The 26,794-nt window shown below is 67.4% G+C and carries 30 protein-coding genes; 17 read left to right on the top strand and 13 right to left on the bottom strand.

Annotated elements, in window-relative coordinates:
* Window positions 1-202 precede the first annotated feature (202 nt).
* The 3 genes from C475_RS14870 to C475_RS14865 all read right to left on the bottom strand — a co-directional run bounded on the left by C475_RS14870 (window position 203) and on the right by C475_RS14865 (window position 2,635).
* Window positions 203-1,459: a LeuA family protein gene (locus C475_RS14870; RefSeq protein ID WP_082223328.1), complete on the bottom strand. Its 1,257-nt coding sequence runs from the start codon at window positions 1,457-1,459 to the stop codon at window positions 203-205.
* A 280-nt stretch (window positions 1,460-1,739) separates the two neighbouring features.
* The gene (locus C475_RS23230; RefSeq protein ID WP_152436443.1) at window positions 1,740-2,030 is read right to left on the bottom strand and encodes a hypothetical protein; all 291 of its coding nucleotides are present in this window, start codon (window positions 2,028-2,030) and stop codon (window positions 1,740-1,742) included.
* 215 nt (window positions 2,031-2,245) lie between these two features.
* On the bottom strand, window positions 2,246-2,635 hold the full coding sequence (locus tag C475_RS14865) for a hypothetical protein (RefSeq protein ID WP_152436442.1): 390 nt from the start codon (window positions 2,633-2,635) through the stop codon (window positions 2,246-2,248).
* A gap of 1,107 nt (window positions 2,636-3,742) precedes the next feature.
* Here C475_RS14865 and C475_RS14860 point away from each other — a divergent pair.
* A complete protein-coding gene (locus tag C475_RS14860) occupies window positions 3,743-4,573 on the top strand; it encodes an SDR family NAD(P)-dependent oxidoreductase (protein ID WP_006884676.1) in 831 nt (276 codons plus the stop codon).
* A gap of 33 nt (window positions 4,574-4,606) precedes the next feature.
* Here C475_RS14860 and C475_RS14855 read toward each other — a convergent pair whose 3' ends face one another.
* Window positions 4,607-6,097, bottom strand: a complete 1,491-nt coding sequence (locus C475_RS14855; protein ID WP_006884675.1) for an aldehyde dehydrogenase family protein — start codon at window positions 6,095-6,097, stop codon at window positions 4,607-4,609.
* Window positions 6,098-6,289: 192 nt separating this feature from the next.
* Between C475_RS14855 and C475_RS14850 the strand changes: the two genes are divergently transcribed.
* The gene (locus tag C475_RS14850) at window positions 6,290-6,949 is read left to right on the top strand and encodes an alpha/beta hydrolase (protein ID WP_006884674.1); all 660 of its coding nucleotides are present in this window, start codon (window positions 6,290-6,292) and stop codon (window positions 6,947-6,949) included.
* A 90-nt stretch (window positions 6,950-7,039) separates the two neighbouring features.
* Window positions 7,040-7,981, top strand: coding sequence for a VOC family protein (locus C475_RS14845; RefSeq protein WP_006884673.1), 942 nt, complete (start codon window positions 7,040-7,042; stop codon window positions 7,979-7,981).
* A 48-nt stretch (window positions 7,982-8,029) separates the two neighbouring features.
* On the opposite strand, the gene C475_RS14840 is transcribed toward C475_RS14845, so the two are convergent.
* Both C475_RS14840 and C475_RS14835 read right to left on the bottom strand, forming a co-directional pair.
* Window positions 8,030-8,998, bottom strand: coding sequence for a VOC family protein (locus C475_RS14840; protein ID WP_049930692.1), 969 nt, complete (start codon window positions 8,996-8,998; stop codon window positions 8,030-8,032).
* A gap of 104 nt (window positions 8,999-9,102) precedes the next feature.
* Window positions 9,103-9,645, bottom strand: a complete 543-nt coding sequence (locus tag C475_RS14835; RefSeq protein ID WP_006884671.1) for a DUF1684 domain-containing protein — start codon at window positions 9,643-9,645, stop codon at window positions 9,103-9,105.
* A 140-nt stretch (window positions 9,646-9,785) separates the two neighbouring features.
* Between C475_RS14835 and C475_RS14830 the strand changes: the two genes are divergently transcribed.
* From C475_RS14830 to C475_RS14820, 3 genes are all read left to right on the top strand, one after another.
* Complete coding sequence (locus tag C475_RS14830) at window positions 9,786-10,091, top strand: DUF5779 family protein (protein ID WP_006884670.1); 306 nt, start codon at window positions 9,786-9,788, stop codon at window positions 10,089-10,091.
* Window positions 10,092-10,179: 88 nt separating this feature from the next.
* The gene (locus C475_RS14825; RefSeq protein WP_006884669.1) at window positions 10,180-10,857 is read left to right on the top strand and encodes a hypothetical protein; all 678 of its coding nucleotides are present in this window, start codon (window positions 10,180-10,182) and stop codon (window positions 10,855-10,857) included.
* Window positions 10,858-10,955: 98 nt separating this feature from the next.
* Window positions 10,956-11,366, top strand: coding sequence for a hypothetical protein (locus C475_RS14820; RefSeq protein ID WP_006884668.1), 411 nt, complete (start codon window positions 10,956-10,958; stop codon window positions 11,364-11,366).
* An 18-nt stretch (window positions 11,367-11,384) separates the two neighbouring features.
* Here the strand turns inward: C475_RS14820 and C475_RS14815 are convergent, their stop codons facing one another.
* Window positions 11,385-11,594, bottom strand: coding sequence for a ribbon-helix-helix domain-containing protein (locus C475_RS14815; RefSeq protein WP_006884667.1), 210 nt, complete (start codon window positions 11,592-11,594; stop codon window positions 11,385-11,387).
* Window positions 11,595-11,704: 110 nt separating this feature from the next.
* Complete coding sequence (locus C475_RS14810) at window positions 11,705-11,920, bottom strand: hypothetical protein (RefSeq protein WP_049930690.1); 216 nt, start codon at window positions 11,918-11,920, stop codon at window positions 11,705-11,707.
* Window positions 11,921-12,029: 109 nt separating this feature from the next.
* Between C475_RS14810 and C475_RS24410 the strand changes: the two genes are divergently transcribed.
* A complete protein-coding gene (locus C475_RS24410) occupies window positions 12,030-12,176 on the top strand; it encodes a hypothetical protein (protein WP_006884665.1) in 147 nt (48 codons plus the stop codon).
* A 6-nt stretch (window positions 12,177-12,182) separates the two neighbouring features.
* Here C475_RS24410 and C475_RS14805 read toward each other — a convergent pair whose 3' ends face one another.
* Window positions 12,183-12,503, bottom strand: a complete 321-nt coding sequence (locus C475_RS14805) for a DMT family transporter (RefSeq protein WP_006884664.1) — start codon at window positions 12,501-12,503, stop codon at window positions 12,183-12,185.
* A gap of 125 nt (window positions 12,504-12,628) precedes the next feature.
* On the opposite strand from C475_RS14805, the gene C475_RS14800 reads away from it, so the two are divergent.
* From C475_RS14800 to C475_RS14790, 4 genes are all read left to right on the top strand, one after another.
* Entirely contained in the window at window positions 12,629-13,033 is a 405-nt protein-coding gene (locus tag C475_RS14800; RefSeq protein WP_006884663.1) for a CBS domain-containing protein, read from the top strand.
* Between the two features lie 230 nt (window positions 13,034-13,263).
* On the top strand, window positions 13,264-13,578 hold the full coding sequence (locus C475_RS23925) for a HalOD1 output domain-containing protein (RefSeq protein WP_006884662.1): 315 nt from the start codon (window positions 13,264-13,266) through the stop codon (window positions 13,576-13,578).
* A gap of 85 nt (window positions 13,579-13,663) precedes the next feature.
* Window positions 13,664-13,828: a hypothetical protein gene (locus C475_RS24405; protein WP_006884661.1), complete on the top strand. Its 165-nt coding sequence runs from the start codon at window positions 13,664-13,666 to the stop codon at window positions 13,826-13,828.
* Between the two features lie 150 nt (window positions 13,829-13,978).
* Complete coding sequence (locus C475_RS14790) at window positions 13,979-14,695, top strand: PH domain-containing protein (protein WP_152436441.1); 717 nt, start codon at window positions 13,979-13,981, stop codon at window positions 14,693-14,695.
* Window positions 14,696-14,706: 11 nt separating this feature from the next.
* On the opposite strand, the gene carA is transcribed toward C475_RS14790, so the two are convergent.
* Complete coding sequence (gene carA, locus C475_RS14785) at window positions 14,707-15,774, bottom strand: glutamine-hydrolyzing carbamoyl-phosphate synthase small subunit (protein WP_006884659.1); 1,068 nt, start codon at window positions 15,772-15,774, stop codon at window positions 14,707-14,709.
* Window positions 15,775-15,877: 103 nt separating this feature from the next.
* On the opposite strand from carA, the gene C475_RS14780 reads away from it, so the two are divergent.
* Both C475_RS14780 and C475_RS14775 read left to right on the top strand, forming a co-directional pair.
* Window positions 15,878-16,291, top strand: a complete 414-nt coding sequence (locus C475_RS14780) for an Lrp/AsnC family transcriptional regulator (RefSeq protein ID WP_006884658.1) — start codon at window positions 15,878-15,880, stop codon at window positions 16,289-16,291.
* A 73-nt stretch (window positions 16,292-16,364) separates the two neighbouring features.
* Complete coding sequence (locus tag C475_RS14775; RefSeq protein ID WP_049930688.1) at window positions 16,365-16,967, top strand: NUDIX hydrolase; 603 nt, start codon at window positions 16,365-16,367, stop codon at window positions 16,965-16,967.
* A gap of 92 nt (window positions 16,968-17,059) precedes the next feature.
* On the opposite strand, the gene C475_RS14770 is transcribed toward C475_RS14775, so the two are convergent.
* From C475_RS14770 to C475_RS14760, 3 genes are all read right to left on the bottom strand, one after another.
* Complete coding sequence (locus tag C475_RS14770; protein WP_006884656.1) at window positions 17,060-18,832, bottom strand: histidine kinase N-terminal 7TM domain-containing protein; 1,773 nt, start codon at window positions 18,830-18,832, stop codon at window positions 17,060-17,062.
* Between the two features lie 135 nt (window positions 18,833-18,967).
* Window positions 18,968-19,312, bottom strand: coding sequence for a hypothetical protein (locus tag C475_RS14765; protein WP_006884655.1), 345 nt, complete (start codon window positions 19,310-19,312; stop codon window positions 18,968-18,970).
* Window positions 19,305-20,351: a zinc-binding dehydrogenase gene (locus C475_RS14760; protein WP_006884654.1), complete on the bottom strand. Its 1,047-nt coding sequence runs from the start codon at window positions 20,349-20,351 to the stop codon at window positions 19,305-19,307. The genes C475_RS14765 and C475_RS14760 overlap by 8 nt, the downstream gene beginning before the upstream one ends.
* A 158-nt stretch (window positions 20,352-20,509) precedes the next feature.
* Here C475_RS14760 and C475_RS14755 point away from each other — a divergent pair, with 158 nt between their 5' ends.
* The 4 genes from C475_RS14755 to C475_RS14740 all read left to right on the top strand — a co-directional run bounded on the left by C475_RS14755 (window position 20,510) and on the right by C475_RS14740 (window position 26,740).
* Complete coding sequence (locus C475_RS14755; RefSeq protein ID WP_006884653.1) at window positions 20,510-21,691, top strand: ABC transporter substrate-binding protein; 1,182 nt, start codon at window positions 20,510-20,512, stop codon at window positions 21,689-21,691.
* An 87-nt stretch (window positions 21,692-21,778) separates the two neighbouring features.
* Window positions 21,779-23,113: a molybdenum cofactor synthesis domain-containing protein gene (locus tag C475_RS25260; RefSeq protein WP_006884652.1), complete on the top strand. Its 1,335-nt coding sequence runs from the start codon at window positions 21,779-21,781 to the stop codon at window positions 23,111-23,113.
* Window positions 23,114-23,415: 302 nt separating this feature from the next.
* Entirely contained in the window at window positions 23,416-24,375 is a 960-nt protein-coding gene (locus tag C475_RS14745; protein WP_006884651.1) for a WD40/YVTN/BNR-like repeat-containing protein, read from the top strand.
* A 196-nt stretch (window positions 24,376-24,571) separates the two neighbouring features.
* The gene (locus tag C475_RS14740; protein ID WP_006884650.1) at window positions 24,572-26,740 is read left to right on the top strand and encodes a beta-glucosidase; all 2,169 of its coding nucleotides are present in this window, start codon (window positions 24,572-24,574) and stop codon (window positions 26,738-26,740) included.
* Window positions 26,741-26,794: the final 54 nt, after the last annotated feature.

Below are 26,794 nucleotides of genomic sequence, written 5' to 3'. Positions count from 1 at the left end.
CCGCGAAGCGCGCCGCTGGACGCGAGTTCGGCCGCCTCGACGCCAGCGGTCTGTGTCATCACTACGAGTGTCTGCACACCGGCGGCAATAAATTTTCCGTGTCCGACGCGCGCTCCCGACCGTTCGGTGGCGGGAGGGCGCCGCTCGCGGCGACGGTAGCTTTCGCTGTGTGCGCTCGGCGGCCGTGGAGGCGGGCATCGTCCTACGCCCGGACCTCCTCTTCATCGACCTCGCGGTCGACGCCGACGTCCTGAGCGAACTCCTCCAGGACCTCCATGGTGACGCGATTGTCGTCCGCGCCGAACTCCTTGACGCGTCGGGTAATCTCGCGCACCTCGTCGTCGGTGGGCTCGTAGCTCGCCTCGACCAGCCGCTCGCGCACCGAGTGCTGACCGGTGTGCTTGCCCAGGACGAGTTCACGCGAGGCCCCGACCATCTCCGGGGTCATGACCCCCGGCTCGAACGTGTCGGAGTTCTCGATGACGCCGGCCGCGTGGATCCCGCTCTCGTGGGAGAAGGCGTTGCGGCCGACGACCGGCTTGTTCGCCGGCACCGGGATGTCGCTTTTGCCCTCGATGATCCGGGAGATCTCCGTGATCCGCGTCGTGTCGATCCCCGTGTCGACGTCGTACAGCGACTCCAGGGCCATCACGACCTCCTCGTAGGCCGCGTTGCCCGCGCGCTCGCCGATGCCGTTGACCGAGACCTGCGCCTGGGCGGCGCCGGCCTCGAAGCCCGACAGCGCGTTGGCCGCCGCCAGCCCGAAGTCGTCGTGCGTGTGGACGTCGATGTCCGCGTCCGTGCGGTCGACGACCTTCGCGATCATGTCGCGGAACCGCGTGGGCGTCGCCACCCCGCAGGTGTCCGGGATGTTGATCCAGTCGGTGCCCGCCTCGCTGACGGCGTCGACGACCTCCATCAGGAACGCCTCGTCGGTTCGGGTGGCGTCCATCGGCGAGAACATGCAGTCGACCCCGGCCTCTTTGACGCGCTCGACCGACTGGACGGCGCGCTCGACGGCCTGCTCGCGGGTCGCGTGCATGGAGTCCTCCAGCTGTACGTCGCTCGTCGAGACGAACACGTGAACCAGCTCCACACCGGAGTCCAGTGCCGCTTCGACGTCTTTCTCGACGACCCGCGCCAGCCCGCAGGTCGTCGTCGAGGTCGAGTTCGCGATGTCGCGAACGGCCTCGAATTCCGCGTCGGAGTTGACCGGGAAGCCCGCCTCGATGACGTGGGTTCCCATGTCGTCCAGCACCGCCGCTATCTCCCGTTTGTCTTCGTAGGAGAACGACGTGCGTGGTGACTGCTCCCCGTCGCGGAGCGTGGTGTCGAAAATACGTGCCTCGTGAACTTCCGAGGTACTATTTAAAGTACCCTGGAAGAACTCGATCCGCCGGCGAAGCCGACGTGCCCTCAGTATTGGACATTGTACTCTATGCTGTTCCCTCGGAGGCAATAAAGGCTCCGCTCGGTGCGTTCGTGCGGTAGCGCGTGGCACGATTCCGGTCTTGAGATCCGGTTTGAAGCCAAAGCGGACAGTTTGAGATTGATTGGAAGAATAGGGTAGCAGTTAAATGAGTTGGTTAGGGAGATCAATCAATTTGTAGAACCGGACACTGCTATTCTTAGAAGTTCAGGCTTGTCCAATAGAATCGAACATTTCTGATGGCCGGTTTCCACAGGTCGCGGACTACCGAACAAGCAGGGGAAATCAAATAGTCTGAATCAATCTCTTCCTATTCGTCGTCAACATGCCTCATGGTCACCTCAATATCATCCTCAATCCCGATCTCTTCTGTAATTTCACTCCTCTCCAATTTCACCAAACGAGCTGCTAAAAACAGTGCAATCCCCAATTCGATCAAACCGACTACAGATCCGATTAACCCTGTAAATCGAGTTAATACTCCTACGAGCGCAAGTATAACACCAATTCCTTGGATGATGTCTTGAATCGTCTCTAGTTCTCCATATGCTTCTGACTCAACGATCAATAAGGGGCGAAGTCCATCACGTCTTAGATGCATGTTTGGAACTGATGACTCAGTATTATCGGCTAGTCCATCATTAGAATTTGCCCATGAAGGTCACTTGAAATCCATATCAAGGGTTTCGATTTGGATTGATAAGATTCGATACTTCCCCGAGAACCGGACACTAATTCAAGCAGGGTACTCAACGAGTTTCGGAAAATCTGCTCTGAGGAATATAATCGGTTTGAGAGGCGTGGAGGGGCTTAGAATTAGTCTCCGAAGAGGTAGTCAAGTAACAACTCAATATACTCTGTCACATCGCTGAAGATGAGTGAAAAGAAGCGACGTATCAGTGATTGCTCTTTGCTGAGATTAATTAAGTCAAGCTTGTCGGCGGCTCCCAACGCGGTTGGAATTGATGGGATAAGGGCTGTTACCCCGACAAATACGACTAGTATAGCGATCCAGATCTTAGATATTAAGCCGGTGAAAAATAGGGTATCCACGGTCCAGATGAAGATGGTGATGATTCCTGCCTTCCATTTGACCGCATTTAGATTCCACTCAAAGAAGAACCAATAGGTCCACCATTTTAGCCAGCCAGTCAGTCCGCCCATTGTTCGTATTATATCAGGATCTTTCTTGTGTGAAATAGACACGATAGACCGAAAATATCCGGCTGTATGGGAGTTTACGAATTAATCCCGTACTTTGCTGTCGCAACTAACCATCCGACCCCCCAAGTCTGGACGTGACTTCGGATTAGCCCAGGCAAAGTGTCTGCAAGTATAATCTGGTCCCAGGGCCAGGCAAACAACTTCATGACATATACATCCATCATAATAGTGACCGCTTGCGATACCGTCCCAGCATCTGCGAGTCCCGTGAAGAAGTAGAATAAAGCCCACAGGCTACCGCCGTAAATATACATATTGGAAATTGCGGCCGTGCTCGTGGCTGTACCTATTGCGTAGTTCGCAGTACGGGAACCTCGTCCCATCTTTCTATTTCTCTAAAGGAATCCTACAAATAAAAATCACTAGCATGGTAATTAAATAAATGGTGAAATTCAGAGATAGAGTCAACGAAGACGGGCCCATGAACTCTCACATATAGGAAACGGGATTTTCACCTCGTACTTTATCCTCCGGAGTGAGTGCAATCGTACCAGTTCGCCTCGGTCGGGACGTGCGCCAACTATTACTCTCGACGACGTACCGCTCGGCAAAGGCGTCCCGGCACCTGTTCAATACTCCTCCGCCGTCCGTCGCCTGACGAGATTCTCAGAGAGTCAACGACGCAGGAGTCGAAAGTACTCGCCCCGAAACGGGGCGAGGTGGGTGGGGATCGCCCCCGATCCCCCCGAAACGAAGTGGATGGCTTCGTGCCCGTGTGTGCGGGCAGTTACCGGTTCGTTGCGACGTGATATAGCGCTTTGCCCAATTTGTTTAGGGGATGCTCTCGGCGAACTGCCGAAGTGAGAAAACCGGACACGGGGGGAGCGCCCGGAAGATGGTTGGAGGTGTCTGCACTGTGGGGGGAAGGGGGTAGGATGCAGACGAATTCGAATGAGAACCGAGCGAAAATAAATACGGACCAGCGGTTTCAGCCCGCGAAAGAGTGATGGTCCGGATCGATCGTGGCGGAAAGCGCTCTGGGATGGAATCGAACACTCCTTTCCCACTCGCGGTTCGTCTCGCGGGGAGCGACCACCTCGTCGCGCGAGGGAGTACACTTGAGTGACTCCCCGAGAAAATCAACGGAGTATGAAGGGCTTAGCCGGAAAGACGGCACTCGTCACTGGAGCGGGCTCGGGTATCGGACGCGCCTCGGCGCTTCGGTTCGCCGAGGAGGGCGCGAACGTCGTCGTCGCCGATATCGACGTCGACGGCGGCCGCGAGACGGTCGAGTTGATCGAAGACGCCGGCGGCGACGCCGTCTTCGTCGAAGTCGACGTGTCCGATACCGCGTCGGTCGAACGGATGGTCGAAGCCACGGTCGAGACCTACGGGCGCCTCGACTTCGCGCACAACAACGCGGGTATCCTCACGGACTTCGTGGAGACGACGGGCATCAGCGAGGCCAACTGGGACCGGATCGTCGACATCAACCTCAAGGGGGTCTGGACGTGCATGAAGGCCGAACTGCAGGTCATGGAGCGCCAGGGCAGCGGCGCCATCGTCAACACCGCCTCCGAGGCCGGCCTCGTCGGGATGGGCGGGCTCTCCAGCTACTCGGCGAGCAAACACGGCGTGGTCGGACTGACGAAGTCGGTCGCGCTGGAGTACGCCGAGCGCGATATCAGGGTCAACGCTATCGCGCCCGGGCCGACGAAGACGAACATCCAGTCGGGAATCGTGGGCGACTCCGGCGGGTCGTCGATACTGGGCCGGATACGGACCGTCGTCCAGATGGCCAAGATGGCGCTCTGGAGCCTCCGCGCCGAGTTCGACACCTCGGCGATGCAGGACGTGCCGATGGACCGGATCGCCGACCCCGAGGAGATGGCCGGCGCCGTGGCCTTCCTCTGTTCGACCGACGCCTCCTACATCACGGGCGTCACGATTCCCGTCGACGGCGGGCAGGCGGCCGACTGAGCGACATCAGCCGACCGAGGTGCTGGCTCCCGCTCAGAACGGGTACTCTCTCGGTTCGCGCTGCAGGGAGATCCACTTCGTCTCGGTCAGCTGTTCGAGGATGGCGCCGTCGTTGTAGCCGCCGACGCCGGAGGCCTTCGTCCCGCTGAAGGTGACGTGGGCCTCGTCGTTGATCGGCTGGTCGTTGATGTGGACCTGCCCGGTCTCCATCCGGTCGGCGATGTCCATCCCGGTACCCAGATCGCCGGCGTGGACCGACCCGGCGAGGCCGAACTCGGTGTCGTTGGCGATCGCGACGGCCTCGTCGATGTCGGAGAACGGGATGACCGGCGCGATTGGGCCGAAGTGCTCGTTACACGCGGCGGGCATGTCGTTGGTCACGTCCGAGAGGACGGTCGGCTCGACCACGAGGGAGCCGTCGACGCCGTCGTAGTCGCGGGTGTCGCCGCCGGTTTCCAGCGTGGCGCCGGCGTCGACGGTCCGCTCGACGTAGTCGAGCATCTCGTCGCGCTGGGACTCGTCGATGATCGGGCCGACGACGGTGTCGGCCTCGTGGGCGCTGCCGACCGCGAGCGACTCGGCGCGGTCGACCAGCGCGTCGACGTACTCGTCGTAGACGTCCTCGTGGACGACGTGGCGGTTGATCGAGATGCAGACCTGGCCCTGGTGGACGAACGAGCCGAACGTCGCGCTGTCGATTGCCCGGTCGATGTCGGCGTCGGCGGTGACGACGTGGGCGTTGTTGCCGCCGAGTTCCATCGACTGCTCGGCGAGGTTCTCGCCGGCGATGGCGGCGACGTGGCGGCCGACTTCCGTCGAACCGGTGAAGGCGACCACGTCGCTCTCGGGGTGGCCGGCGACGCGGTCGCCGATGTCCGAGCCGCTGCCGGTGACGACGTTGAGGACGCCGGCGGGCAGGCCCGCTTCCTCGAACAGTTTCGCGAACAGTAGCCCGCCGGTGATCGGGGTGTTCGTCGCGGGCTTGAGGACGACGGCGTTGCCGGTCGCCAGCGCGGGCGCGACGGCGCGCATCGAGAGGTTGAGCGGGAAGTTCCACGGCGAGATCACGGTCACGACCCCGCGAGGCTCGCGCTTGACGATGTGCTCTTTGCCGGGGATGTTCGAGGCGGCGTGGTCGCCTTTCGTCCGCCGGGGCAGCGTCGCGGCCTCGCCGGCCTGGTCCGTCGCGATCTGGACCGAGGTCTCGCCCATGATCTGCGACCCGCCGGCCTCGTGGGTAAGCAACTCGATAATCTCATCGCTGTGGGCCTGGAGCGCCTCGATGGCGTTCTGGACCACTTCCGCGCGGCGTGCGGGCGGCGCCTCGGCCCACTCGGTCTGGGCCTCGGCGGCGGCCTCGTAGGCGGCGTCGACGTCCGCTTCGACGGCCGCGGGGACCGTCGCCACCTGCTCGCGCGTCGACGGGTCATCGACGGCGAGTGTTTCGTCGCTCTCGGCGGCGGTCCACTCGCCGTCGACGTACAGTGCGTTCCAGTCGTCGTCGATCGCGTAGCTGTCGGGCACGAGTGTCTCGGCTAGGGGAGTCGGACGGAAAAGGGGCGAGGTGCCGGGTGGTGCTGCCGGGGCCGGTCGCAAGCGCAGGCGCCCCGCGATAGACCGGGCTTCAAGTCGCCGCCACGCCTACCGTCTCACGGATGTTCGACGCACGAACGGGACCGGGGGCCGACGACCGCGGGACCGCGGGAGCGGCGTGAGATGGACAGCCCCCATCAGGACCAGCCGCTCATCACCGCCGGTGCGCCGCTGTCCGTGGCCGAAGCCGCGGTCGTCCTCGTCCACGGCCGCGGCGGGAGCGCCGACGGCATGGTCGCGCTGGCCGACGAGTTCTACCGTCACGGCCTCGCGCTGGTCGCGCCGTCGGCGCGGCGCAACCGGTGGTACCAGAACTCGTTTCTCGCACCACGTGAGGCCAACGAACCCGACCTCTCCTCGGCCCTGGCGGCCGTCGCCGACGCGGTCGAGACGGTCCGCGAGGCGGGCGTCCCGCGGGACCGCGTAGTCGTCCTCGGGATCTCCCAGGGCGCCTGCCTCGTCGCCGAGTTCGCCGCAGGGACTCCCCGTCGGTACGGCGGCGTCGTCCTGTCGAGCGGCGGGCTGATGGGTCCCGAAGTCGGCGATTACGACGGGTGTCTCGACGGGACGCCGGTCCTCGTCGGCGGCCACGAGGACGACCAGGCGGTGCCGATAGCGCGCGTCCGCGAGACGGCGACCGTCTTCGAGTCGCTCGGCGGGGACGTGCGGGCCCGCATCGAACCGGGCGACGACCACGGGATCACCGACGCCGAACTCGCGGCCGTGGCAGAGCTGGTCGAGGGGCTCCTGACCGACGCGGACGGCGAGCGCTCGGGGCGGTGAACCGGATTCAATCCGTGACTTCCGCGAGTCGGCGCGCGGGTTGAGTGTGCCGGCAGAGGGGGTATCGTGGTCGGCCTCGAACCGCGGGGCATGCCGGCAGACATCCCCGGGATCCACCACGTGACGGCCGTCGCGAGCGACCCCGGCCGAACACACCGGTTTCTCTCTGAGACGCTCGGGCTCCGACTGGTCAAACGTAGCGTCAATCAGGACGACGCGTCGGTGTATCACCTCTTCTACGGCGATCGGAGCGGGACGCCCGGAACGAGCATGACGTATTTCCCCTATCCGGACGCCCAGCCCGGCCGTATCGGCACGGGACAGGTGACGACCGTCCAGTTCCTGATCCCCGTCGGGTCGGTCGAGTACTGGACCGACCGCCTCGAATCGGCGGGCGTCGACCACGACCCGCCGCGCGAGCGGTTCGGCGACACCGTGATCCAGTTCGAAGACCCCGACGGCCTCCCGATAGAACTCGTCGCGCGCACGGACGCGCCGGACGGCGACCCGCCCGACGGCCCCGTCCCCGAGCAACACGCCGTCCGCGGCTTCTTCGGCGTGACCCTCTCGCTGGCGACCGCCAGCGGGACCGGGAATCTGCTCAAGACGATGGGGTTCCACCCGACCAGGAGCGAGAACCACCGCCAGCGGTTCCGCGCCGGCGGGGAACTGGGCGCCGTCGTCGACGTGCTCGAAGACCCCGAGGCACCGCGGGGCGAATCCGGAACGGGAACGGTCCACCACGTCGCCTTCCAGGTCTCCGACGCCGAACAGGCACAGTGGCACGACACCCTCGTCGAGCGCGGACTCCGCCCCACGCAGATCATCGACCGCAAGTGGTTCAAGTCGATCTACGCCCGGACCGCCGGCGGTGTCCTCTTCGAGTTCGCCACCAAATCGCCCGGCTACACCGTCGACGAGCCTATCGACGAACTCGGCGAGCGTCTGGTCCTCCCCGAGTGGCTCGAAGACCGCCGTGAAGAGATCGAAGAGGGCCTCCCGGAGCTGTCGACCGCCACCCAGGAGGCCTGATCGGGCTGTCGGGCCAACGAGCGGTCGGCTCGTGGCCCCACGACGGGCTCACCAGTCGTCGAACGGCGGCAGTTGCCCCTCGATCATCTCGCGGTCGTCCGCCAGCCACGGCGGGAGCACGAGGTCGCCCCCGGGATCGGGGTCGCGCTCGGCGACGCCGAGCCCGGGTCGCTCGGTCGCAAGTTCGAACAGGACCCCACCGCCGTCACGGACGTACAGCGACTCGAAGAAGTGCCGGTCTTTCACCCGCGACACGTCGAAGTCTCGCTCGTCGAGTAGCTCGCGCCACTCGCGGAGCTGGTCGCCGTCTTCGACCGTCAGCGCGACGTGATGGATCGATCCGCGACCCTCCTTGCCGTACTCGGCGTCGTCGGTCAGCAGGTCGACCACCGATTCGCGGCCGCCCGGGAGCCGGTAGCGGACCGCGTCGTCGCGCTCGGCGACGATCTCGAACCCGAACGTGTCGAGCAGGCTCGCGGTCACGTACGGGTCCGCCGACCGCACCGAGACGCCGCGGACGCCGCGGATCGCGTGTTCCGCCGGAACCGAACCGTCCGCCGATCCACCGGTCCAGGGGTGGTCAGCTCCCGCGTCGAGGTCGATGGGGGCGGCCTCGCCGTCCGGGACGCCGACGAGTTCCAGCGACGTGCCGTCGGGGTCCTCGAACGCCAGGCCGGAGTCGCCGAACCGCTCGGTGGGCTCGACGGCCACGCCGCGGTCGGCGAGGCGGTCGTGCCAGAACGCTATCGAGTCCGCGGGCACGCGCAGCGCCGCGGTCGTGATGTCGGGCTTGCCGATCCGACCGGGGTCCTCCCGCGGGTAGGTGAAGAAGGTGAGCACCGACCCCGGCGTCCCGCGCTCGTCGCCGTAGTAGAGGTGGTAGACGAACGGCTCCTCGAAGTTCACCGTCCGCAGGAGAAAGCGCAGTCCGAGCGTCTCCGCGTAGAACCGTCGGTTCTCGGTCGGGTCGCCCGCGACGACAGACACGTGATGCACGCCGAGCGTGTCAGAGAGCACTCGCGGAGGTAGGGCCCCGCCCCGGATAAGCCTGTCAGCACCGACCGCCCGGACGCCGGCGACGGTCGAGCGACGGCGACGCCGAGGGCGCCGACGACGCGACCCTACTCGTGGCGTTCGCCGGCCTCGACCGTCGTCTCCAGCCAGTTCTCCTCGGGCGGATACGGACAGGAGAAGGTGTCGCTGAAGGCGCAGAAGGGCGAGTAGGCGAGGTTGAAGTCGATCGCCACCTCGTCGCCGTCTTCGAGGTCGCGTTCGGTCTCCAGTTCCATGTAGCGGCCGCCGTCGTAGGTCTGCTGGCCGGTCGTCTTGTCGCGGAACGGCACGAAGATGGCCTCGTCGTCCGGCTCCTGCTTGTAGCCGTGGAGTTCGTACGAGTCGCCGTCGAGGTCGAACGCGAAGCTGACCACACGCTCGTAGCGAACCGTCCGACCGTCGGAGGTCTCCATCTCGACGGGGTCGGGCTGGTCGTGGACGGTGACCGTCGCGTCGACGCGGTAGTCGGCGTCGGGTTCGAAGTAGTCCAGCCCGTCGAAGTCGTCGCGGTCTTCCGGCGGGATCGGCGATTGGGGGTGTTCGTCGAGGAACTCGTCCTTCTCGGCGCGGTTGGCCCGCAGGCGCTCGGCCCAGTCGTCGGTGTCGCTCATGGCCGGAGGTTGCCGCCGCGGTGGTTTGAGTCCGGCGGTCGACGGGGAACGATAGTCGCCGGGGAGAGAGAGTTGCGGTGGGCGGGGTAGCGTGGGCCGTCGGACACACCTTTTTCTCGGTCGACCGCGAGGGGGCGGGTATGAGCGAGATCGACCTCGACCTCCAGACGGTCGAGGAGGAACTGACCGACGAAGACGAGGGCGGTGACGACGGCGGCGGACGCGTCGTGCTCGGCGTGCTCGACGGGACGACGCCCGACGAGGAGTGGATCGAGGTCGTCGAGGACGGCGGGACGCTCGTGCTCTCGATCGAGGGGGACGTGAACGAACTGGCGGCGGGGTTCGCCGGCGACGTGCGCGAGGTCGACGGCGACCTCATGCAGTTCCGCGGGTTCCTCGTCGTGACGCCGCCCGGTGTCGGCATCGACGCCAGCCGACTGGACTGAGCGCTCCCGACGCTCGCGGCCGCTCGACACCGGACCGCCCAACTCGTGAGCGGCGTCGCTTATGTGGCCGGCGCGCCAACGGTGGGGTATGCCGATGAAAGGATCCGGGCGGTCGTCGTCGTGGCGAGAGGTCGACCAGTTCGAGGGCGGCACCGGCTGGATCGCCTACCCCGACGAGGAGATGGAGCGGGCGAGCCACGCTCTGGTCACCGACGGCGACGTCTGGCTCGTCGACCCCGTCGACGTCGACGGCCTGGACGAGACACTCGCCGAACACGGCACCGTCCGCGGGGTCGTCCTCCTGCTCGACCGGCACAAACGCGACGCCGAGACGCTCGCGCGCCGTCACGAGGTGCCCGTCTACGTCCCCGAGTGGATGGGCGACGTGCGCTCGGACCTGACGGCGCCCGTCGAGCTGTTCCGGCGGAGCCTGGCCGACAGCGGCTACGACCTGCACAAACTGATCGACAACCCGGTCTGGAAGGAGGGCTTTCTCTACGACGAGGACTCGAAGACGCTGGTCGTCGCCGAAGCGGTCGGCACGTCGTCGTACATGCGCACGAGCGACGAGCGGCTGGGTGTCCACCCAGCGCTCCGGCTGAAACCGCCGAAGGCACTGGGTCGCTACTCGCCCGAGCGGATCCTGGTGGGTCACGGCGAGGGCGTCATGACGGGTGCGGCCGACGCGCTGGCCGACGCGCTCTCGGGGTCGCGCAAGCGGACGCCGCGACTGTACGCCAAGACCGCCCGGGAGTTCCTGTTTTGAGCCGCCGCCGTGGCGACTCCCGTGGCGGCGTCGAGAGCCGCCGGCGCGGCGAGGCGCGCGAACGACGGAGTTTTGCCGGGCACGGAGAATAACCCACCGTGGTCTACGCGACGCGCGGACTGGTCGAGTCCTGTCTCAGATTCGCACGGGAGTCCGACCCCGACCCGGTGACGATCTCGCTGTCGGTGACGCCCGCCGGGGAGCTGCCGGGCGCCGACCTCTCGCCGGAGACACCCGTGTTCACGCATTTTTACTACCCTGACTCGGCGGGGTCGGTCAACTTCGTCTTCGGCGTCGACATGGGGACGCCGGTGGGCCAGACACAGGCGCGGTTCGTCTCCCACCCCAACGGGGAGCTGCGCGTCCGCCAGCGCGACGACTTCCACGAGCGCATCTTCGTCGCCGTCCCGCCGTGGGACGAGGCGTCGGTGGCGGTCTTCGACCGCCGCGGCGAGGAGCAGACGCTGGAACTGCTCGACGTGGAACCGCCCGAGGAGTTCCCGGAGTAACGGGTCTTCGGCGACGACTCAGTCCAGATACCCCAGATCTTCGAGCTGTTCGGCGATCTCGCCGAACTCCGCCTCCGTGAGTTCGCCCTTCTGCTCGTGCTGGATGACGATGCTCCGGAGCAAGAATCTGACGAGGTCGCTCGTCGAGGAGAAGCTCGTCCCCTCGATGGTCTCGTCGACGCGGTCGGCCAGGTCTTTGGGGATCGAGACGGTGGTGTAGTCGGTCATACCGGCGGATGGGCGGGGTCGCGGTTAGGCGTTGTGTCTGGCCGCGATCTCGGTCCCCCGCTACCGACCGATTGAACCAGTCGCTCGAACGTTCGATGCGGGGTAGTAGTCTATCGCCGCTTCAGTAGCACAGAAATGAGCATAAGCGCCGCAAAGACGACTGCGAAGCCCATCACTCCGACTCCGAAAACGTAGTACGGGTTCGTAAAATCGGGGCTGTTGAGGAACAGAAAGAGGCCAAAACTCGAACCCATCAAGACGATCACCGCAGACTCAATACTCGGATTATACCAGTCTGCAAGCGAATCCCGAACAGTTCCAGACATATCAGAACAATAACTTTTATACCGTATAGCGTTTGTGGTCGGTGAAAATCCGATAAGTTCGCAGATGTACCGACCGGACACCTTTCAGTTCGGAACAACAACCGATCGTATGGCCTTCCGAACCACGCTGGGCTGGTCGCTGATCTCCTCGGGTATCGTCACGCTGCTACTCGGCGTCCTCCCCGGCGGCGACCTGATGTGGGGACTGCTCCTCCTCGTCGTGGGCGTCGCGACGCTGCTGTACCGCCAGACCTGACCGCAGTCAGGCGTTCGCGGTGAGGTTCAGCCCGACGATGCCGACGACGATGAGGCCGACGAACGCGACGCGAGCGGCCGAAAGCGGCTCGTCGAAGAGGACGATTCCGAGCGCGGCGGTGCCGACGGCGCCGACCCCGGTCCAGACGGCGTAGGCGGTGCCGACGGGCAGTGTCTCGACCGCCTTCGCGAGCAAGACGACGCTGATCAACATCGCGACGCCCGTCGCGGCGGTCGGGACGGGCCGGCTGAGCCCCTCGGAGTACTCCAGGCCGATCGCCCAGGCGATCTCGAACAGGCCGGCGACGAGGAGGAGATACCAAGACACGGTCGGCCCTTCCACGAGGACGCGCCTGGGGTTTGCGGTTCGAGCCGTCGGGGACAGCCCTCGCGACCCTACACGCTTCGCCGGGACCGCCGGTGTTTATGGGCCGGATGCGCGTATGATCGCCTATGGAAGACATCTTCGTCGCGCGGTTGATGAGTTCGGACCTGCAAGCGGTCGGCCCCGACACGCTCGTCGAGGACGCGGCCACACAGATGCAGGACAACAGCGTCGGGTCGCTCGTGGTCGTCGACGACGACAACCAGCTGCTGGGAATCCTCACGACGACGGACTTCGTCGACATCGTCGCCAAGTCCAAGCCGAAGGCCCAGACCACGGTCGAACGGTACATGACGACCGACGTGGTGACGACGGACGCCCAGACCTCCATCGTCGACGCGGCAGACCTGATGATCGAACACGGTATCCACCACCTCCCCGTGATCGACGACGAGGAGGGCGTCATCGGGATGATCTCGACGACCGACCTGGCGGGCTACATCTCTTCCGTCCAGACGCCGTCGCCGGCCTGAGCGACTGCCGTTCTCCTCGGGCATCCGGTCTCCGTCACTACTCGACGACCGGATAGCCACGGTTGGATCGTGATCGGCGCGGACGCGATGGGGGAGGGTCTCGGCGTGACCGTGGCCCAGAACTCACAACCCGACCCCGTCATCGGGCCAGCAATCACACGGTTCCCGACGGGTAGCTGACCGGGAGCTGGCAACTACACTTGTGCCGGACGCTTCGCATCTCAACGTGTATGGGACAGGAGCCGTTCGACGAGGCTGACGACGCGGGCGGGGAACCACCTGGGATCGTGCGAGCACAGATCGACGCGCGATCGGAGACCGCTGACAACGAGTTTCTCGAACTGATCGCCAGACTCGAAGGAGTCGACGCGACGGAGTTACCGTCGCTATACCACGAGGTCGACCACACCATCGAGAACCTCTTCAAACGGCCGCCGTCGCGGGACGCCCAGATGGAGATTTCCTTCTCCTACGCGGGATACAGAGTCACGATCGACCAGCGCGGGAACGTCAGACTGGTGCGGGTCGGCGACACTGTCCCGTAGCCCGCGAACGGCCGGGTCCGCGAGCGGTCGAATCCGGCGTGGGAACCGGTCAACGTATATCCCGGTCGCCCCACAACAGCAGCACATGGCGTTTCCCAGCTACCCCGAGTACTGGAACGAGATCGAGCCGGGCCTGCTGATCCTGATCGGGTTCGTGCTGTTCGTCTTCCCCGAGCCGGCCACGTCCGTGCTCGGGGCGGGACTCCTGTTGCTCGGCGCGTCGTGGTGGTTCTACGAGTGGGAGCGCTAGCCGCGCCACGAGCGTTCGGATAGCTGACAGCAGAGCGTATTAGGACGTACCTTCACCCAAAGGAATCGTAGGCGCATTCTGATATGAAGCCGACGACAACGGTCGGGTAATGACTGGCGAGACGCCCGCGACGCCGCCCGGAGGGAGTCGATGAGTGATGGGAATGCCCTGGACAGGGCGATGACACTGGCCGAGATGGCGCCACACCCGTCGGTGACCGTCGGTGTCCTCGCGTCCCGCGAGGAAGCGTTCCCCGAGGGACGGCTGCACCGCCCTCCCGTCACGCGCCTCGGCGGGACCGAGGCGCCGGCGTACGTCCTGACCAACGAGAAACGCGGTATCGGCCTGGGCACGAAGCGCAACACGACGAAGCCGTCCGGTGACCGCGGGACGGCGGTCGTCGTCACGGACCGTCGGACGCTCTGTCTGGTCGGCGGCGGCGAGGAGGACAGCGTGATCGAGGTCCCGCACGACTCGGTCGTCGAAGCCTCGTATCACACGGGGCTGCTCGCCAACCGATTCGTCCTCCGGACGCCGCGCAAGCAGTACCACTGCTGGGCCAAGCGGTCGACCAGCGAGTCGCTGCTGTCGGCGGCGGCGGAGTACGTCGAGGAGCGCACGTCGGAGACCCCCGACGAGATCGAGACCGACGACGGGGCGAACCAGCTGACCTACCGCGGGCAACCGATCAGTCGCGAGAACCACCCCGGAGTCCCCGACGAACCGCCCGCGGACTCCGCAGAGTCGGACGGCGCCGATAGCGACGGCGACGAGTCTCGGGACCGGAGCGACGCCACGTCCGCCGAAGACGGGGACGACTCGCGGATACAGTATCGCGGAAAAACGATCGACCGTTCGGGGAACTGAGCGACCAGTCCTCAGTTCGTCGTCGCGACGGACTCCTCGTCGGCCATCGACAGCACGTCGTCGAAAAAGCCCTTCGAGTCGTTGGGGCCGGGATTGGCCTCGGGGTGGTACTGGCGGGTGAGGATGTCGAGGTCGTCGTTCTCCAGGCCCTCGGGGGTGTCGTCGTTGACGTTGATCTGGGTGACTTCGAGGGTGTCGCCGGGGTCGGCGACGGTGTAGCCGTGGTTCTGGGTGGTCATGACCACGCGGTCGGTCCGCAGGTCACGGACGGGCTGGTTGACCCCGCGGTGGCCGAACTCCATCTTCTCGGTCTCGCCGCCCAGCGCGTTGGCGACGACCTGCTGGCCGAGGCAGATGCCCGCGATGGGTTTCTCGCCGACGAAGTCGTCGACGAGCTCGTTGGCCTCTTCGAAGTTCTCCGGGTCGCCGGGACCGTTGGAGATAAAGAGTACGTCGGGGTCCAGCTCGGCGACGTCCTCCTCGGTGGTGTCGTGGGGCATAAGGTGGACGGTCGCGTCGCGCTCGACGAGCGAGTCGACGATCGAGCCCTTCGCGCCGCAGTCGATGAGCGCCACGTCGGCGCCCGACCCGTCCTCGTTGTAGACGACCGTCTCCGGCGTGGTGACCTGGTCGCCGATGTCCGTGTGGTCGCTCATGTGCTTGCACTGCTCGAGTTCGTCGAGCGCGTCCTGCTCGGTCACGTCCTCACCCGCGGCGATGCCGCACTTCATCGCGCCGGAGTCCCGGATCTCGGTGACCAGGTCGCGAGTGTCGAGCTTGTCGACGGCGGGCACGCCCTCCGCTTCGAGCCACTCGACGACGTCTTCGGTCAGGTCACGTGCGACGACGCCGCGCGGGTGGACGCGATCCGACTCGAAACGCTCCTCTCGGACGCCGTAGTTGCCGATCAGCGGATAGGAGAACGTGAGGATCTGCTCCTCGTAGGAGGGGTCGGTGAGGCTCTCCTCGTAGCCCGTGTACGCAGTTGTAAAGACCAGTTCCCCGCGAGTCGTGCCCGGCGAGCGTGCGCGCGCCTCGACGACGCGTCCGCCCTCCAGTGCCACGTAGGCGTCCGTCATTACGAGATGCGTATACCATCTCCGGTGATAAGTGTTGCTTTCGAAGCCAGGTTACGAAATTCGTAACGGTCAAGTGGGGTGCTGTGGAAGGTGGAGGTATTCGATGGACGACCTCGACCGCGAGATCCTGAACATCCTCCGCAGGGACGCGCGCACGCCGTACACGGAGATCGCCGACGACGTGGGGACCTCCGAGGGGACGGTCCGCAACCGCGTGGAGTCGCTGGTCGAAGAGGGGGTCATCGAGCGCTTTACCGTCGCGACGCGGACGGGGAACGTCAAGGCGATGATCGAGGTCGGGGTCGACGTGAGCGTCGACACCCACGACATCAGCGAGCGGGTCGCCGAGTGGACCGAGGTCGACTTCGTCTGGCAGGTCTCCGGCGAGGAGGACATCGTCTTCGTCGTCGACGCCCAGGACACCGAGCGGGTCAACGAGATCATCACCCAGACCCGCGAACTGGAGGAAGTCGTCAGCACGAAAACGCGGCTCATCCTCGACGAACGCGTCGGGTGATCGACCGGTCCCCGCGGCCGCGGTAGCGACGCGAGTCGAAGACTGTTTGAACCCGCTCTACCACGTGACTGCCATGAGTACGGACGACGAGGGGGCTCCCGGAGGCGACGGCGCGCCGTCGGCCGACGGAGCCGACGACTACCACGAGAACGCCGAGCAGTCGGTGATCGCCGTCGACGAGAACGACGAGGAACAGGGACTGGTCAACCGCCTCGACGCCCACACCGGCGACGGCACCCGACACCGCGCGTTCACCTCGATGCTGTTCGACGAGGACGACCGCATCCTGCTCGCCCAGCGCAGCCCGAAGAAACGGCTCTGGGACACCTACTGGGACGGCACCGTCGCTTCCCACCCCATCAAGGGTCAGACGCAGGTCGAAGCGACCCGCCAGCGGCTCGAAGAGGAACTCGGCGTCACGCCGGACCAGTACGACAACCTCCGGGTGACCGACCGCTTCGAGTACAAGCGCTACTACATGGACGAGGGCCTCGAACACGAGGTCTGCGCCGTGCTGAAGGCCACCCTGATCGACACGAGCCTCGACCCCGACCCCGAAGAGGTCGGCGGCTACATGTGGGTCCCCTACGAGCGCCTGCACGAGCACCCCCGCTGGTACCGGCAACTGCGTCTCTGTCCCTGGTTCGAGATCGCGATGCGCCGAGACTTCGAATAGTCGGCGGCGACCGACGGACGCCTCCTTTTCTCACAACGGCCCGGACGGCGCACAGCGGCCGGGCACGCGTTCGCGGCGTCGGCGACGGAGTGTCAGTCGTCGGCCTCGATCCCGGTTCGGTCGCGGTCGTCCTCGTCGGCGGCCCCGGTCGCCGCCTGCGTGCCCGGTTTCGGAGCGGCGTCGGCCGCGTCGTCGGCGAGCGGGAGCCTGAGCGCGACGGTGCAGCCGTCGCCGTCGTCGGCGAACTCGACGGAGCCGCCGCACTCGCGGACGACCCAGTTGACGAGCCAGAGGCCGACGCCGCTCCCGTGTTCGAGCGCCGTCTCCCGGCCCGCTTCGATGACGGTCCGCTCCTGGTCCGCGATCCCGGGCCCGTCGTCGGCGACCCGGATCTCGACGAACTCGCCCGGGCAGTCCGTCGCCCGTACCTCGACCGCGGGGTCCTCGCCGGCGTGTTCGGCGGCGTTCTCGAACAGTTCCTCGAAGGCCCGCTCCAGACAGGGGCCGCCGACCACGGTCAACCTCTCGGGCAGGTCGACGGTGACCGTCACGTCGTCGTGGGCGGCTTCGACGCCGTCGGCGAGGCTATCGACCCGCTCGGTGGCGGCGAACGCCCGGTCGCATTCCTCGTCGACCATCCGGGAGACGTGGCCGATCTTCTCGCTGCGGGCGACGACGCCGTCGACGGTCTCCTCGATGCGGTCGAGCCGGCGACGCACGTCGTCGGTCTCCTCGACGTCCTGGCGGAGCAGTTCGGCGTTGCCGGCGACGACGTTCAGCTCGTTGCGGAGGTTGTGCCGGAGGACGCGGTTGAGTACGTCGAGCCGCTGCTCGTGCTGGCGGCGGTCGGTCACGTCGCGGAAGCTGACGACGCGGCCGGCGACGCCGCCGTAACTGCGGTAGAGCGGCGAGACGCGCACGTCGTAGTAGCGGCGGCCGTCGGGCCCGTCGAGTTCGAGGTCGGCCTGGCCCGTCGAGCCGGCGTCGATCGCCGACGCGAGGCCCGGCGCGACGGCTTCGATGGGCGTCCCGACGACCGCCTGCGGGTCGACCTCCAGGAGTCGGGCGGCCGCGGGGTTGACGTCGACGACGCGGTCCGCGTCGTCGAGGATGACGATCCGGTCGTCCATCTCGTCGACGACGGCCTCGCGACCGAGCTGTCGGGTCGCCGGCGTGATAGACAGCAGGCGACCGCGGAACAGCGCCGCGGTCATGACGAGGCCGCCGAAGACGAAGCCGAAACCGCCGAGGTCGTACCGCGGGGGGACGAGGCCGAACAGCGAACTGGCCCACAGCGACGCGGCGACGAACATCGCGGCCAGCAGCGCCGTCCCCTGGCTGCGGAAGAAGTCGGTCGTCCGGAAGTTCAGCCGGACGAGTTCGAGCCCGCCGACCGCGATGAGCAGGTAGGAGTAGCCGACGTGGGCCCACATCCCGAGGCCGAACTCCTCGGTCAGGTACGCACTCGCGGCGCTCGTCTCGATCCAGCGGTCGGCCCAGACGAGGTTATGGGCGTCGTTCGTCCAGACCAGCGCGGCGAACAGGAGGGGTTCGACGAGCAACAGCGCCAGCGTCCGCCGGTCGACCGACCGGTCGCTGTCGGTGTAGGCGAGAACGGTCAGCAGCCAGGCGGCCGGGAGGACCACCGAGACGGTCGCGGCGACGCTCGACCACCGGAGCTTCCCGGCCAGTCCCGGCGACGCCAGGGCCATCCCCTGGGCGAGCGCGAACAGGCTCGCCCCGGCGACGAACGCCGACAGCGGCTTGGCGCCGGGCGTGTCGCGGAACACCCACACGAACGCGGCGACGCCGCTCCCGACGATCGCCGCGAGCAGAACGAAGGGCGTGAACGACGGCGTCGGCATCGATACGGGAGCGTTTCACCGTCCCCAGGATAAGTGTATATGGCCCGATATCAGAATTGGATCGGAGCGGCCGCGGCGCCGACCCCGGTCATCGGGCGGGTGGTCGCCGCGTCGGTGCTGTCGGGGGTCGCCGCGTCAGGGACGCCGGTTCGCGAGCGCCGTCCAGACGCCCAGGGCGCCGAGGAAGACCGCGGGGACGAACGGCAGGACGAGGTAGGCGTCGCGGTACCCCAGCGGGAGCGCTTCGAGCAGCCCCTGCACTTGGGGGATGCCGATGATCGTCCAGGGGATCACGACGAGCGCGACCACCAGCGCGGCGACGAGCGCCCACCCGCGGAGCCCGAACTCCCGCGACTCGGGGTCGGCCACGTCGTAGCCCTCCGGCTTGACCGGGGGCACGCCCGACTCCGTTTCGTCCCGCTCGGTGGTCTCGTCGTCCGCGACCGTGCCATCGCCGTCGGGAACGGGCGTCTCAGTCATCGTACTCACTGTCGGGGACGACGACGACCTTTCCGAACCCCTCGCGGTCCTCCAGGCGTTCGTGGGCGCGGGCCGTCTCGCTCATCGGCAGGCGCTCGCGCACGCGCACCTCGAAGGTGCCGTCCCACACCTTCGCGAGAACGTCGTCGACTTCGCCTGGCGTCGCCATCGTCGAACCGACGATCGACAGCTGGTTCCAGAACACGCGATTGACGTTGGTCTGCGGGCGCCCGCCGGCGGTCGCGCCGCAGGTGACCAGCCGGCCGCCCTTCGCGAGGCTCTTCAGCGAGTCGTCCCACGTCTCGCCGGCGACGTGGTCGACGACCACGTCGACGCCGCGGCCGTCCGTCAGTTCGCGGATCCGCGCGGCGAAGTCCTCCTCCGTGTAGTCGATCGCGTGGTCGGCGCCGACCGCCCGGGCGTAGTCGAGTTTCTCCGCCGTGCTGGCCGTGGCGAACACCTCGGCGCCGGCGACGTCGGCGATCTGGACGGCCGCGTGGCCGACGCCGCCCGAGGCGCCGAGCACGAGCACCGACTCGCCGGGGTCGATGTCCGCGCGAGTGATCAGCATCCGCCAGGCGGTCTGGAACACCAGCGGCGCCGCGGCGGCGGTTTCCCAGTCGACGCCCTCGGGGACGGCGACGAGGTTGTCCTCGGGGACCGCGGCGAGTTCCCCGTGGACGCCGGGGACGTGCTCGCCGATGATGTGGTAGTCGACGCACATCGATTCCTCGCCGTCGCGGCAGAACTCGCACTCGCCGCAGCTGACGCCCGCCGTGACCGCCACGCGGTCGCCGGGTTCGAAGCGGGTCACCTCCGCGCCGACCGACTCGACGACGCCCGCGGCGTCGCAGCCGGGAACGTGGGGCATCTCCAGGTCGATCCCCGGGAGGCCCTTCCGGGTCCACACGTCGAGGTGGTTCAGCGCGCCCGCCTTCACGTCGACGAGGACGTCCTCGCGGCCCACCTCCGGGTCGGCCCGCTCGGCGTACTCGACCACGTCGCGGCCGCCGTGGTCCGCGTACTGGACTGCGTACATACTCCGATCCACTCGTGCAGTGCGCAAAACGGTGACGAACCCGCCGGATCGGCGACCCGACCAACCGGAGGAGGGGGAGTGGCGATCCGCCCGAACCGATTCTCAGTTCGGATAACTCGGGGGTAAGGTCATTATGGGGGTCGGACAGATGGGAACGTATGTCAACGGCCGTGGGCGGACAGCGCGAGATAGAGATCCACCACCACTTCGTGTGGGGGAGCGAGCAGGAGGCGATGGACGCGGTCCTGGCGGAGTACACCGACCGCAACCCGAACGTATCGGTCGCTGAGGAGCAGACGGTCATCAACGCGCTCCGCCTGATGATCAAGAGCCGGATCCTGCGCGAGGACCCGCCGGACGTGTGGGACGAGTGGCCGGGCGCGAACCTCCGGCCGACCGTCGAGGCCGGCGCGACCGCCGACATCACCGACCTCTGGGAGCGGACGGGCATGGACCGGGCGTACTTCGACGGGATGGTCGACGTGGCCCGCTTCGACGGGGAGTTCCACGCCGTCCCGCTTGACATGCACCGCATCAGCAACCTCTACTACAACGTCGAGCTGTTCGAGGCCGCCGGGGTCGACCCCGCGCGGCTCTCGGGGCCGGACGAACTCGCCGAGGCGCTGCCGGCGCTGGCCGAGCAGGCCGACCAGCCGATCGCCGTCTTCGGTCGGAACCCCTTCGGGCTCCTCCAGCTGTGGGAGACGCTGTTCCTCGCCCACGAGGGACCGAGCGGCTACAGGGAGGCGGCCGACGGGCGGCCGTCGCCCCACCGGGCGGGTATCCGCGCCGGGTTCGACACGCTCGGCACGTACCTCGCGGCCGGGCCGGACAACCCGGAGTTCATGGACTCCAGCGACCTGGAGTTCGCCTTCTCCGACGGCGAGGCGGCCTGTATCAACAACGGGTCGTGGTCGACGGGCCACATGGCCGGCACGGACATGGAGTTCGGTCGCGACTGGGACTGCGTCCCGTTCCCGGGCACCGACGGCACTCACATCGTCAACACGAACGCGATCGTTCCGGCGGCTCACACCGAGGGCGACGACGCGGTGACGGAGTTCGTCGAGTACTTCGGCTCCGCCGAGACGATCGAGCGGTTCAACACGATCAGCGGCTCGGTCCCGCCGCGGAGCGACGTGTCCGCGGCGGACCTGCACCCGATGAGCCGCCAGCTCCACGAGGCGTTCGGCGGCCGCGCGACGCAGCTGCCGTCGATGTGTCACGGGTTGGCCGTCCAGCCCGAGCAGGTCGTCCAGCTCAAAGACGCCGTCGCGACGTTCCTCCAGGACCGCGACGCCGACGCCGCCGCCGATACGGTCGTCGCGGCGCTGTCCTGACCGCCGCCGCGTCCGCCCGCGCGGTCGCGGGTCCTCGGTCCCGGTCGGCATGCTGGCCTTTTTGGTTCGTTGCCGGGTATCGATCCCATGGTCGATTTCCAGTCCCGCGACACGAGCCGCGGGTACGGCGACGACGAGGACGAGGAGGCCGACGCCGAGGGGGACGGGGCGGAGGCCGCCGAGGGGGAACCGCCGGACGAACCGGACGAGGGGGAGCCGAGCGAGGAGGGATCGGCAGGGGAACCGACCGAGCCGGAACCCGCCGACGAACCGGCCGTCGAAACCGAGGGGGGCGACGCAACCGGGCCCGAGAGCGATGTCGGTACCGGGTCCGACCCGGAGGCGTCCGACGGGGAGAGCGACGCCGACGCGGCCGAAGCGGGCGGGGACCCGCTCGACGGTTCGTCCGGGGGCGCGAGCGGCGACCCGCTGGCGCCTGACACGGGCGACGCCGGGACTGGTTCCTCGGGGGACGATACCGGCACGGACCCGTCGACCGACCACCCCGACGACCAGCCGGCCGAGGGAGCCGCGCGCGAGACGACCGACGACGGCCGCGACGCCGACTCGTCGGCGGACGACCCGTTGTCGCCGTCGAGCGAGTCGGATCGGGCTTCCGAGGGAGTGGGCGACTTCGACGACCACCCGTTCGCCGACGACGAGGGCGGCTCGGAGACCGCCGCCGAGACCGAAGCCGACAGCCACTCCCACGGGCCCGACGACCGGTCGGGGGACCCGGCCGACCGCTCGCCCGATTCCGGTGGTCACGCCCACGGCTCCGACGACCACTCCCACGGCACAGACGACCGCTCGCACGGTTCGGACGAGCACCCCCACGGCACAGACGACCATGCTCACGGCTCCGACGGCCACTCCCACGACGCGGGCGGCCACGGGCACGAGTCCGGTGGCCACGCACACGGTCATTCCCACGGCGCCGAGGTGGGGCTGCTCGGTGTCGGAGTCGTCACGGTCTCCTCCACGCGCACACGCGAAGACGACGCGAGTGGCGACGTGATCGAGGCGGTGATCGAGGCCGCCGACCACGAGGTCGTCACCCGCGAGATCCTCCGGGACGACCTCGACGGCGTCCAGACAGCGCTGTTGAACCTCACTGGCCGCGACGACGTGGACGTGGTCGTTACGACCGGCGGGACGGGCGTCACGCCCGACGACGTGACCGTCGAGGGCGCCCGCCCCCTGTTCGACCGCGAACTCCCCGGGTTCGGCGAGCTGTTCCGTATCCTCTCCTACGAGGAGATCGGCACCCGCGCGATGGTCTCCCGGGCCACCGCCGGAATGGTCGACGGCGTCCCCGTCTTCTGTCTCCCCGGCAGCGAGGCCGCCGCCCGGTTGGGCACCGAGGAGCTCGTCGTCGAGGAGATGGCCCACCTCGTCTCGCTGGCTCGCCGCGACGACTGAGTACCGATCGCCACGGCTTCCCTCGCGCCCGCACGACAGCGCCCCGGCACCGCTCCCGTCGCCGTGAGGCGAAAGTGTTCGGGCCCCCCCGACTCGCTCCGAGCGGTTTCGTTTTATCATTTCAATCTTTCGTCGTTTCACGCCCGTTAACTCGAGTTGGCGACGGGTCTCGTCCGGACCGGAATCCGTCGCGTCGTCGGAACGAATGTCGCCAAAATGGGCGTTTCGGGTAGTTAAACGGCTCAAATTGGCACTAAGTTCGTTCCCCCATTAAGTGCAATCGGTCGCATGACCCGGATGCAATGTCCGAACGCACCGCCACTCGACGCAGCGTGCTGAAAGCAGCGGGCGCAGCGATCGGCGCGGCGGCCGTCCCGACGGCCGCGGGCGCATCGACCGACGATTCGGAGTGGACCGCCGTGAAGTCCCCGACGGGGGGGACGCTCTACGACGTCGAGGAGACGAGCGAGGGCGCGTACGCGGTCGGCTCTGCCGGGGTCGTCCTCGAACGCACCGCGAAGGGCTGGAAGAAGGTCCTCGACGGCGGCCCGACGGGCAACGGCAACAATCTCTACGGCGCGGACGTGACCGACGACGGCAAGCGGCTGTGGTTCGTCGGCTCCTCGGGCGCCATCGGCGAGTACGACGTAACGACGGGCAACCTCGTCGACCACTCGGCGCCGATGGACGTGACCAACAACTTCAACGACGTGTCGGTCACGGGCGAGGCCGGCGAGGCGAACGTCTACGTCGCCGGCGACTCCGGGAAGATGTACTACAGCTTCGAGAACGGCGCCACCCAGACCTGGGACTACGTCACGCCCGGCTCGGGCTCGGCCATCAACGCCGTCGACTTCTACGACGACCGGAAGGGCCACATCGTCGACGGCAACAAGTCCGTCTTCTACACCCAGGACGGGGCGACCTGGGACAAGATCGGCCTGGCGGACGCCAACGTCAACTTCTACGGCGTCGATTCCGACGGCGCCGACGACGTGTGGATCTCCGGGGGCGGCGGCACGGTCTTCCACTGGAACGGCAGTAGCTGGATCCCCGCCGACACCGGCGACGCGGGTCTCCGCGACATCGAAGTCGAGGGCGGCGTCGGCTACGCCGTCGGCGGCGGCGGAAAGGTCTACGACCGCGAGAGCGGGACGTGGACCCAGGACGCCACCCCGTCCGGCCAGAACCTGAAGGCCGTCTGCCGGAAGAGCGGCGTCGAGATCGCAGTCGGTGCCGGCGGCACCATCGTCGAACACTGACGCCGTCGGTCGTCTCTCACCCCCTCCACGACACCGGTCCCTGCGGCCCTCGTTTCCCTCTCGGGCCCGTTCCCCCGCCCCCTCCGTCCCCCCGGACCTCCCTCTCCCGTACCGCCCTCCGGCTGTCAGGCGTCCGGTCCCCGCTTTTATCGCGGAGGGAGAACCGTTAAGTCGATCCTGACTGAACGTCCAATCAATGCCATCGAACACTGTCGAGCGCTTGCTCTCGGAACTCACGCTGGCGGAGAAAGTGCGGTTGACCCACGGCGCGACGGACACGGAGGGGACGGCGACGGGGTTCGTCCCCGGCGTCGAGCGACTGGATATCCCCGCGGCCCGGTTCAGCGACGGGCCGCTGGGCGTCCGCACGGACGAACCGGCGACGGCGTTCCCGGCCTCGACGGCGCTCTCGTCGTCGTTCGACCCCGGGCTGGCGCGGGAGTTCGGCCGGACGCTCGGCCGCGAGGCGCTGGCGCGCGACCAGGACGTACTGCTCGGGCCGGGGCTGAACCTGATCCGGGTGCCCCACTGCGGGCGAAACTTCGAGTACTACTCCGAGGACCCGGTCGTCACCGGTCGCTTCGCCGGGAGCGTCGTCGACGGCATCGAGTCGTCGGGCGTGGTCGCGACGCCGAAACACTTCGTCGCGAACAACCAGGAGACGGCCCGTGCCTCGGTCAGCGCCGAGGTCGACGAGCGCGTCCTCCGCGAACTGTACCTCCCGGGCTTTCGCGACGCCGTCGAGGCCGGCGCCGGCGCGGTGATGTCCTCGTACAACCGCGTCAACGGAACGTACGCGAGCGAACACGAGGGACTGCTCACGGAGACGCTCAAAGACGAGTGGAGCTTCGACGGCGTGGTCATGTCCGACTGGTTCGGGACCGAGAGCGTCGTCGGCACCGCGAACGGCGGCCTCGACCTCCAGATGCCCGGCATTTCCGCCGAGGAGCTGTTCGAGTCGATGGGCGCGGCGGACGAGGAGGGTGCGGATCGGGACGCGCAGGCGTCCGAGACCGGCGCCGGCCCCGAGGACCCGACCGAGGGCTTCGACTACGCGGACGGGATGCCCGACCCGCGGACCGGTGGTCTCTACCGGGAGGAACTGGCCGACGCCGTCGAATCGGGCGAGGTGCCCGAGTCGCGGCTTGACGACATGGTCGGGCGGCTGCTCACCCAGCTGGAGCGCCACGGCCTGCTCGACGGGAGCCGCGACGCCGAGGCTCCCGAGGGCGCCGTCGACACGCCCGAACACCGCGACCTGGCCGAGCGGATCGCGGTCCGCGGGACGGTCCTGCTGGACAACGACGGCGTCCTTCCCCTCTCGGACGACGCCGACGTGGCCGTGGTCGGCCCGAACGTCGACGAAGCCATCCTCGGCGGGGGCGGCTCCTCGGAGACGACGCCGTTCACCGAGACGAGCCCCGTCGAGGGGATCGAGGCCCGCGCGGCGGGGTCGGTCTCGGTCGCCCGCGGCCATCCCCGAGTCGAGGACGTCTCGCTGTTCGACGCGTTCGAACCGGACGACGGGGCGGACGAGAACGGAGCGGAAGCCGACGCGTCCGTCGACGAGGCCGTCGCAGCAGCCGAGGATGCGGACGTGGCGCTCGTCTTCGTCCGCGACCAGGCGACGGAGGCCGCCGACCGCGAGACGCTCGCGCTCCCCGGCGACCAGGACGACCTGATCGAAGCGGTCGCGGCCGCCAACGACCGGACGGTCGTCGTCGCCAACACGAGCGGCCCCTTCGCGACGCCCTGGCGCGAGGACGTGGCGGCCGTCGTCGCCGAGTGGTACCCCGGTCAGGCCCACGGGTCGGCCGCCGCGGCCGTCCTCTACGGTGACAGCGACCCCGGCGGGCGCCTCCCGGTCACGTTCGCCCCTGAGGAGTCGTATCCCACCGCCGACGAACGCCGGTACCCCGGTGTCGACGGGGAGGCACACTACGACGAAGGGCTGCTCGTCGGCTATCGCCACTTCGACGCGACCGGCGCCGAGCCGACCTACCCGTTCGGCCACGGTCACTCGTACGCGAGCTTCGAGTACCGCGACGCCGAGGTCGTCGACGACTCGACCGTCGCGGTGACCGTCGAGAACACCGCCGACCGCCCCGGCCGGACGGTCGTCCAGGCGTACGTCGACTCGCCGACGGCGCCCGACGACCTCGACCGCCCGCCGCGGGAACTCGGTGGATTCGCCTCGCTGGCGCTCGGCGCGGGCGAGTCCCGTCGGGTCACTCTCGACCTCGACGAGCGAGCGTTCGGCCGCTACGACGCCGATGCGGGCTGGACCGTCGATTCGGGCGACCACCTCGTCTCGCTCGGTCCGTCCTCGCGAGACCGCTCGCTCGACGTGACGATCGAGCGATAGGGGCCGCTTCCACGGCCGCTCGTCGATTTCACGCCGCGACCGCCTGTTTATCCC

This window comes from Halosimplex carlsbadense 2-9-1, from assembly GCF_000337455.1.
Taxonomy (GTDB): domain Archaea; phylum Halobacteriota; class Halobacteria; order Halobacteriales; family Haloarculaceae; genus Halosimplex; species Halosimplex carlsbadense.
The sequence above is the reverse complement of the archived record's forward strand: the minus strand, read 5'-3'. Positions and strand labels throughout refer to the sequence as shown.

Excerpts from the sequence above, each read along its gene's own strand:
- C475_RS23230 (WP_152436443.1), bottom strand. The coding sequence starts at position 2,030 with ATGCATCTAAGACGTGATGGACTTCGCCCCTTATTGATCGTTGAGTCA.
- C475_RS14860 (WP_006884676.1), top strand. The coding sequence starts at position 3,743 with ATGAAGGGCTTAGCCGGAAAGACGGCACTCGTCACTGGAGCGGGCTCG.
- C475_RS14850 (WP_006884674.1), top strand. The coding sequence starts at position 6,290 with ATGGACAGCCCCCATCAGGACCAGCCGCTCATCACCGCCGGTGCGCCG.
- C475_RS14845 (WP_006884673.1), top strand. The coding sequence starts at position 7,040 with ATGCCGGCAGACATCCCCGGGATCCACCACGTGACGGCCGTCGCGAGC.
- C475_RS14835 (WP_006884671.1), bottom strand. The coding sequence starts at position 9,645 with ATGAGCGACACCGACGACTGGGCCGAGCGCCTGCGGGCCAACCGCGCC.
- C475_RS14830 (WP_006884670.1), top strand. The coding sequence starts at position 9,786 with ATGAGCGAGATCGACCTCGACCTCCAGACGGTCGAGGAGGAACTGACC.
- C475_RS14825 (WP_006884669.1), top strand. The coding sequence starts at position 10,180 with ATGCCGATGAAAGGATCCGGGCGGTCGTCGTCGTGGCGAGAGGTCGAC.
- C475_RS14815 (WP_006884667.1), bottom strand. The coding sequence starts at position 11,594 with ATGACCGACTACACCACCGTCTCGATCCCCAAAGACCTGGCCGACCGC.
- C475_RS14810 (WP_049930690.1), bottom strand. The coding sequence starts at position 11,920 with ATGTCTGGAACTGTTCGGGATTCGCTTGCAGACTGGTATAATCCGAGT.
- C475_RS24410 (WP_006884665.1), top strand. The coding sequence starts at position 12,030 with ATGGCCTTCCGAACCACGCTGGGCTGGTCGCTGATCTCCTCGGGTATC.
- C475_RS14800 (WP_006884663.1), top strand. The coding sequence starts at position 12,629 with ATGGAAGACATCTTCGTCGCGCGGTTGATGAGTTCGGACCTGCAAGCG.
- C475_RS23925 (WP_006884662.1), top strand. The coding sequence starts at position 13,264 with ATGGGACAGGAGCCGTTCGACGAGGCTGACGACGCGGGCGGGGAACCA.
- C475_RS24405 (WP_006884661.1), top strand. The coding sequence starts at position 13,664 with ATGGCGTTTCCCAGCTACCCCGAGTACTGGAACGAGATCGAGCCGGGC.
- C475_RS14790 (WP_152436441.1), top strand. The coding sequence starts at position 13,979 with ATGAGTGATGGGAATGCCCTGGACAGGGCGATGACACTGGCCGAGATG.
- carA (WP_006884659.1), bottom strand. The coding sequence starts at position 15,774 with ATGACGGACGCCTACGTGGCACTGGAGGGCGGACGCGTCGTCGAGGCG.
- C475_RS14780 (WP_006884658.1), top strand. The coding sequence starts at position 15,878 with ATGGACGACCTCGACCGCGAGATCCTGAACATCCTCCGCAGGGACGCG.
- C475_RS14775 (WP_049930688.1), top strand. The coding sequence starts at position 16,365 with ATGAGTACGGACGACGAGGGGGCTCCCGGAGGCGACGGCGCGCCGTCG.
- C475_RS14770 (WP_006884656.1), bottom strand. The coding sequence starts at position 18,832 with ATGCCGACGCCGTCGTTCACGCCCTTCGTTCTGCTCGCGGCGATCGTC.
- C475_RS14765 (WP_006884655.1), bottom strand. The coding sequence starts at position 19,312 with ATGACTGAGACGCCCGTTCCCGACGGCGATGGCACGGTCGCGGACGAC.
- C475_RS14760 (WP_006884654.1), bottom strand. The coding sequence starts at position 20,351 with ATGTACGCAGTCCAGTACGCGGACCACGGCGGCCGCGACGTGGTCGAG.
- C475_RS14755 (WP_006884653.1), top strand. The coding sequence starts at position 20,510 with ATGTCAACGGCCGTGGGCGGACAGCGCGAGATAGAGATCCACCACCAC.
- C475_RS25260 (WP_006884652.1), top strand. The coding sequence starts at position 21,779 with ATGGTCGATTTCCAGTCCCGCGACACGAGCCGCGGGTACGGCGACGAC.
- C475_RS14745 (WP_006884651.1), top strand. The coding sequence starts at position 23,416 with ATGTCCGAACGCACCGCCACTCGACGCAGCGTGCTGAAAGCAGCGGGC.
- C475_RS14740 (WP_006884650.1), top strand. The coding sequence starts at position 24,572 with ATGCCATCGAACACTGTCGAGCGCTTGCTCTCGGAACTCACGCTGGCG.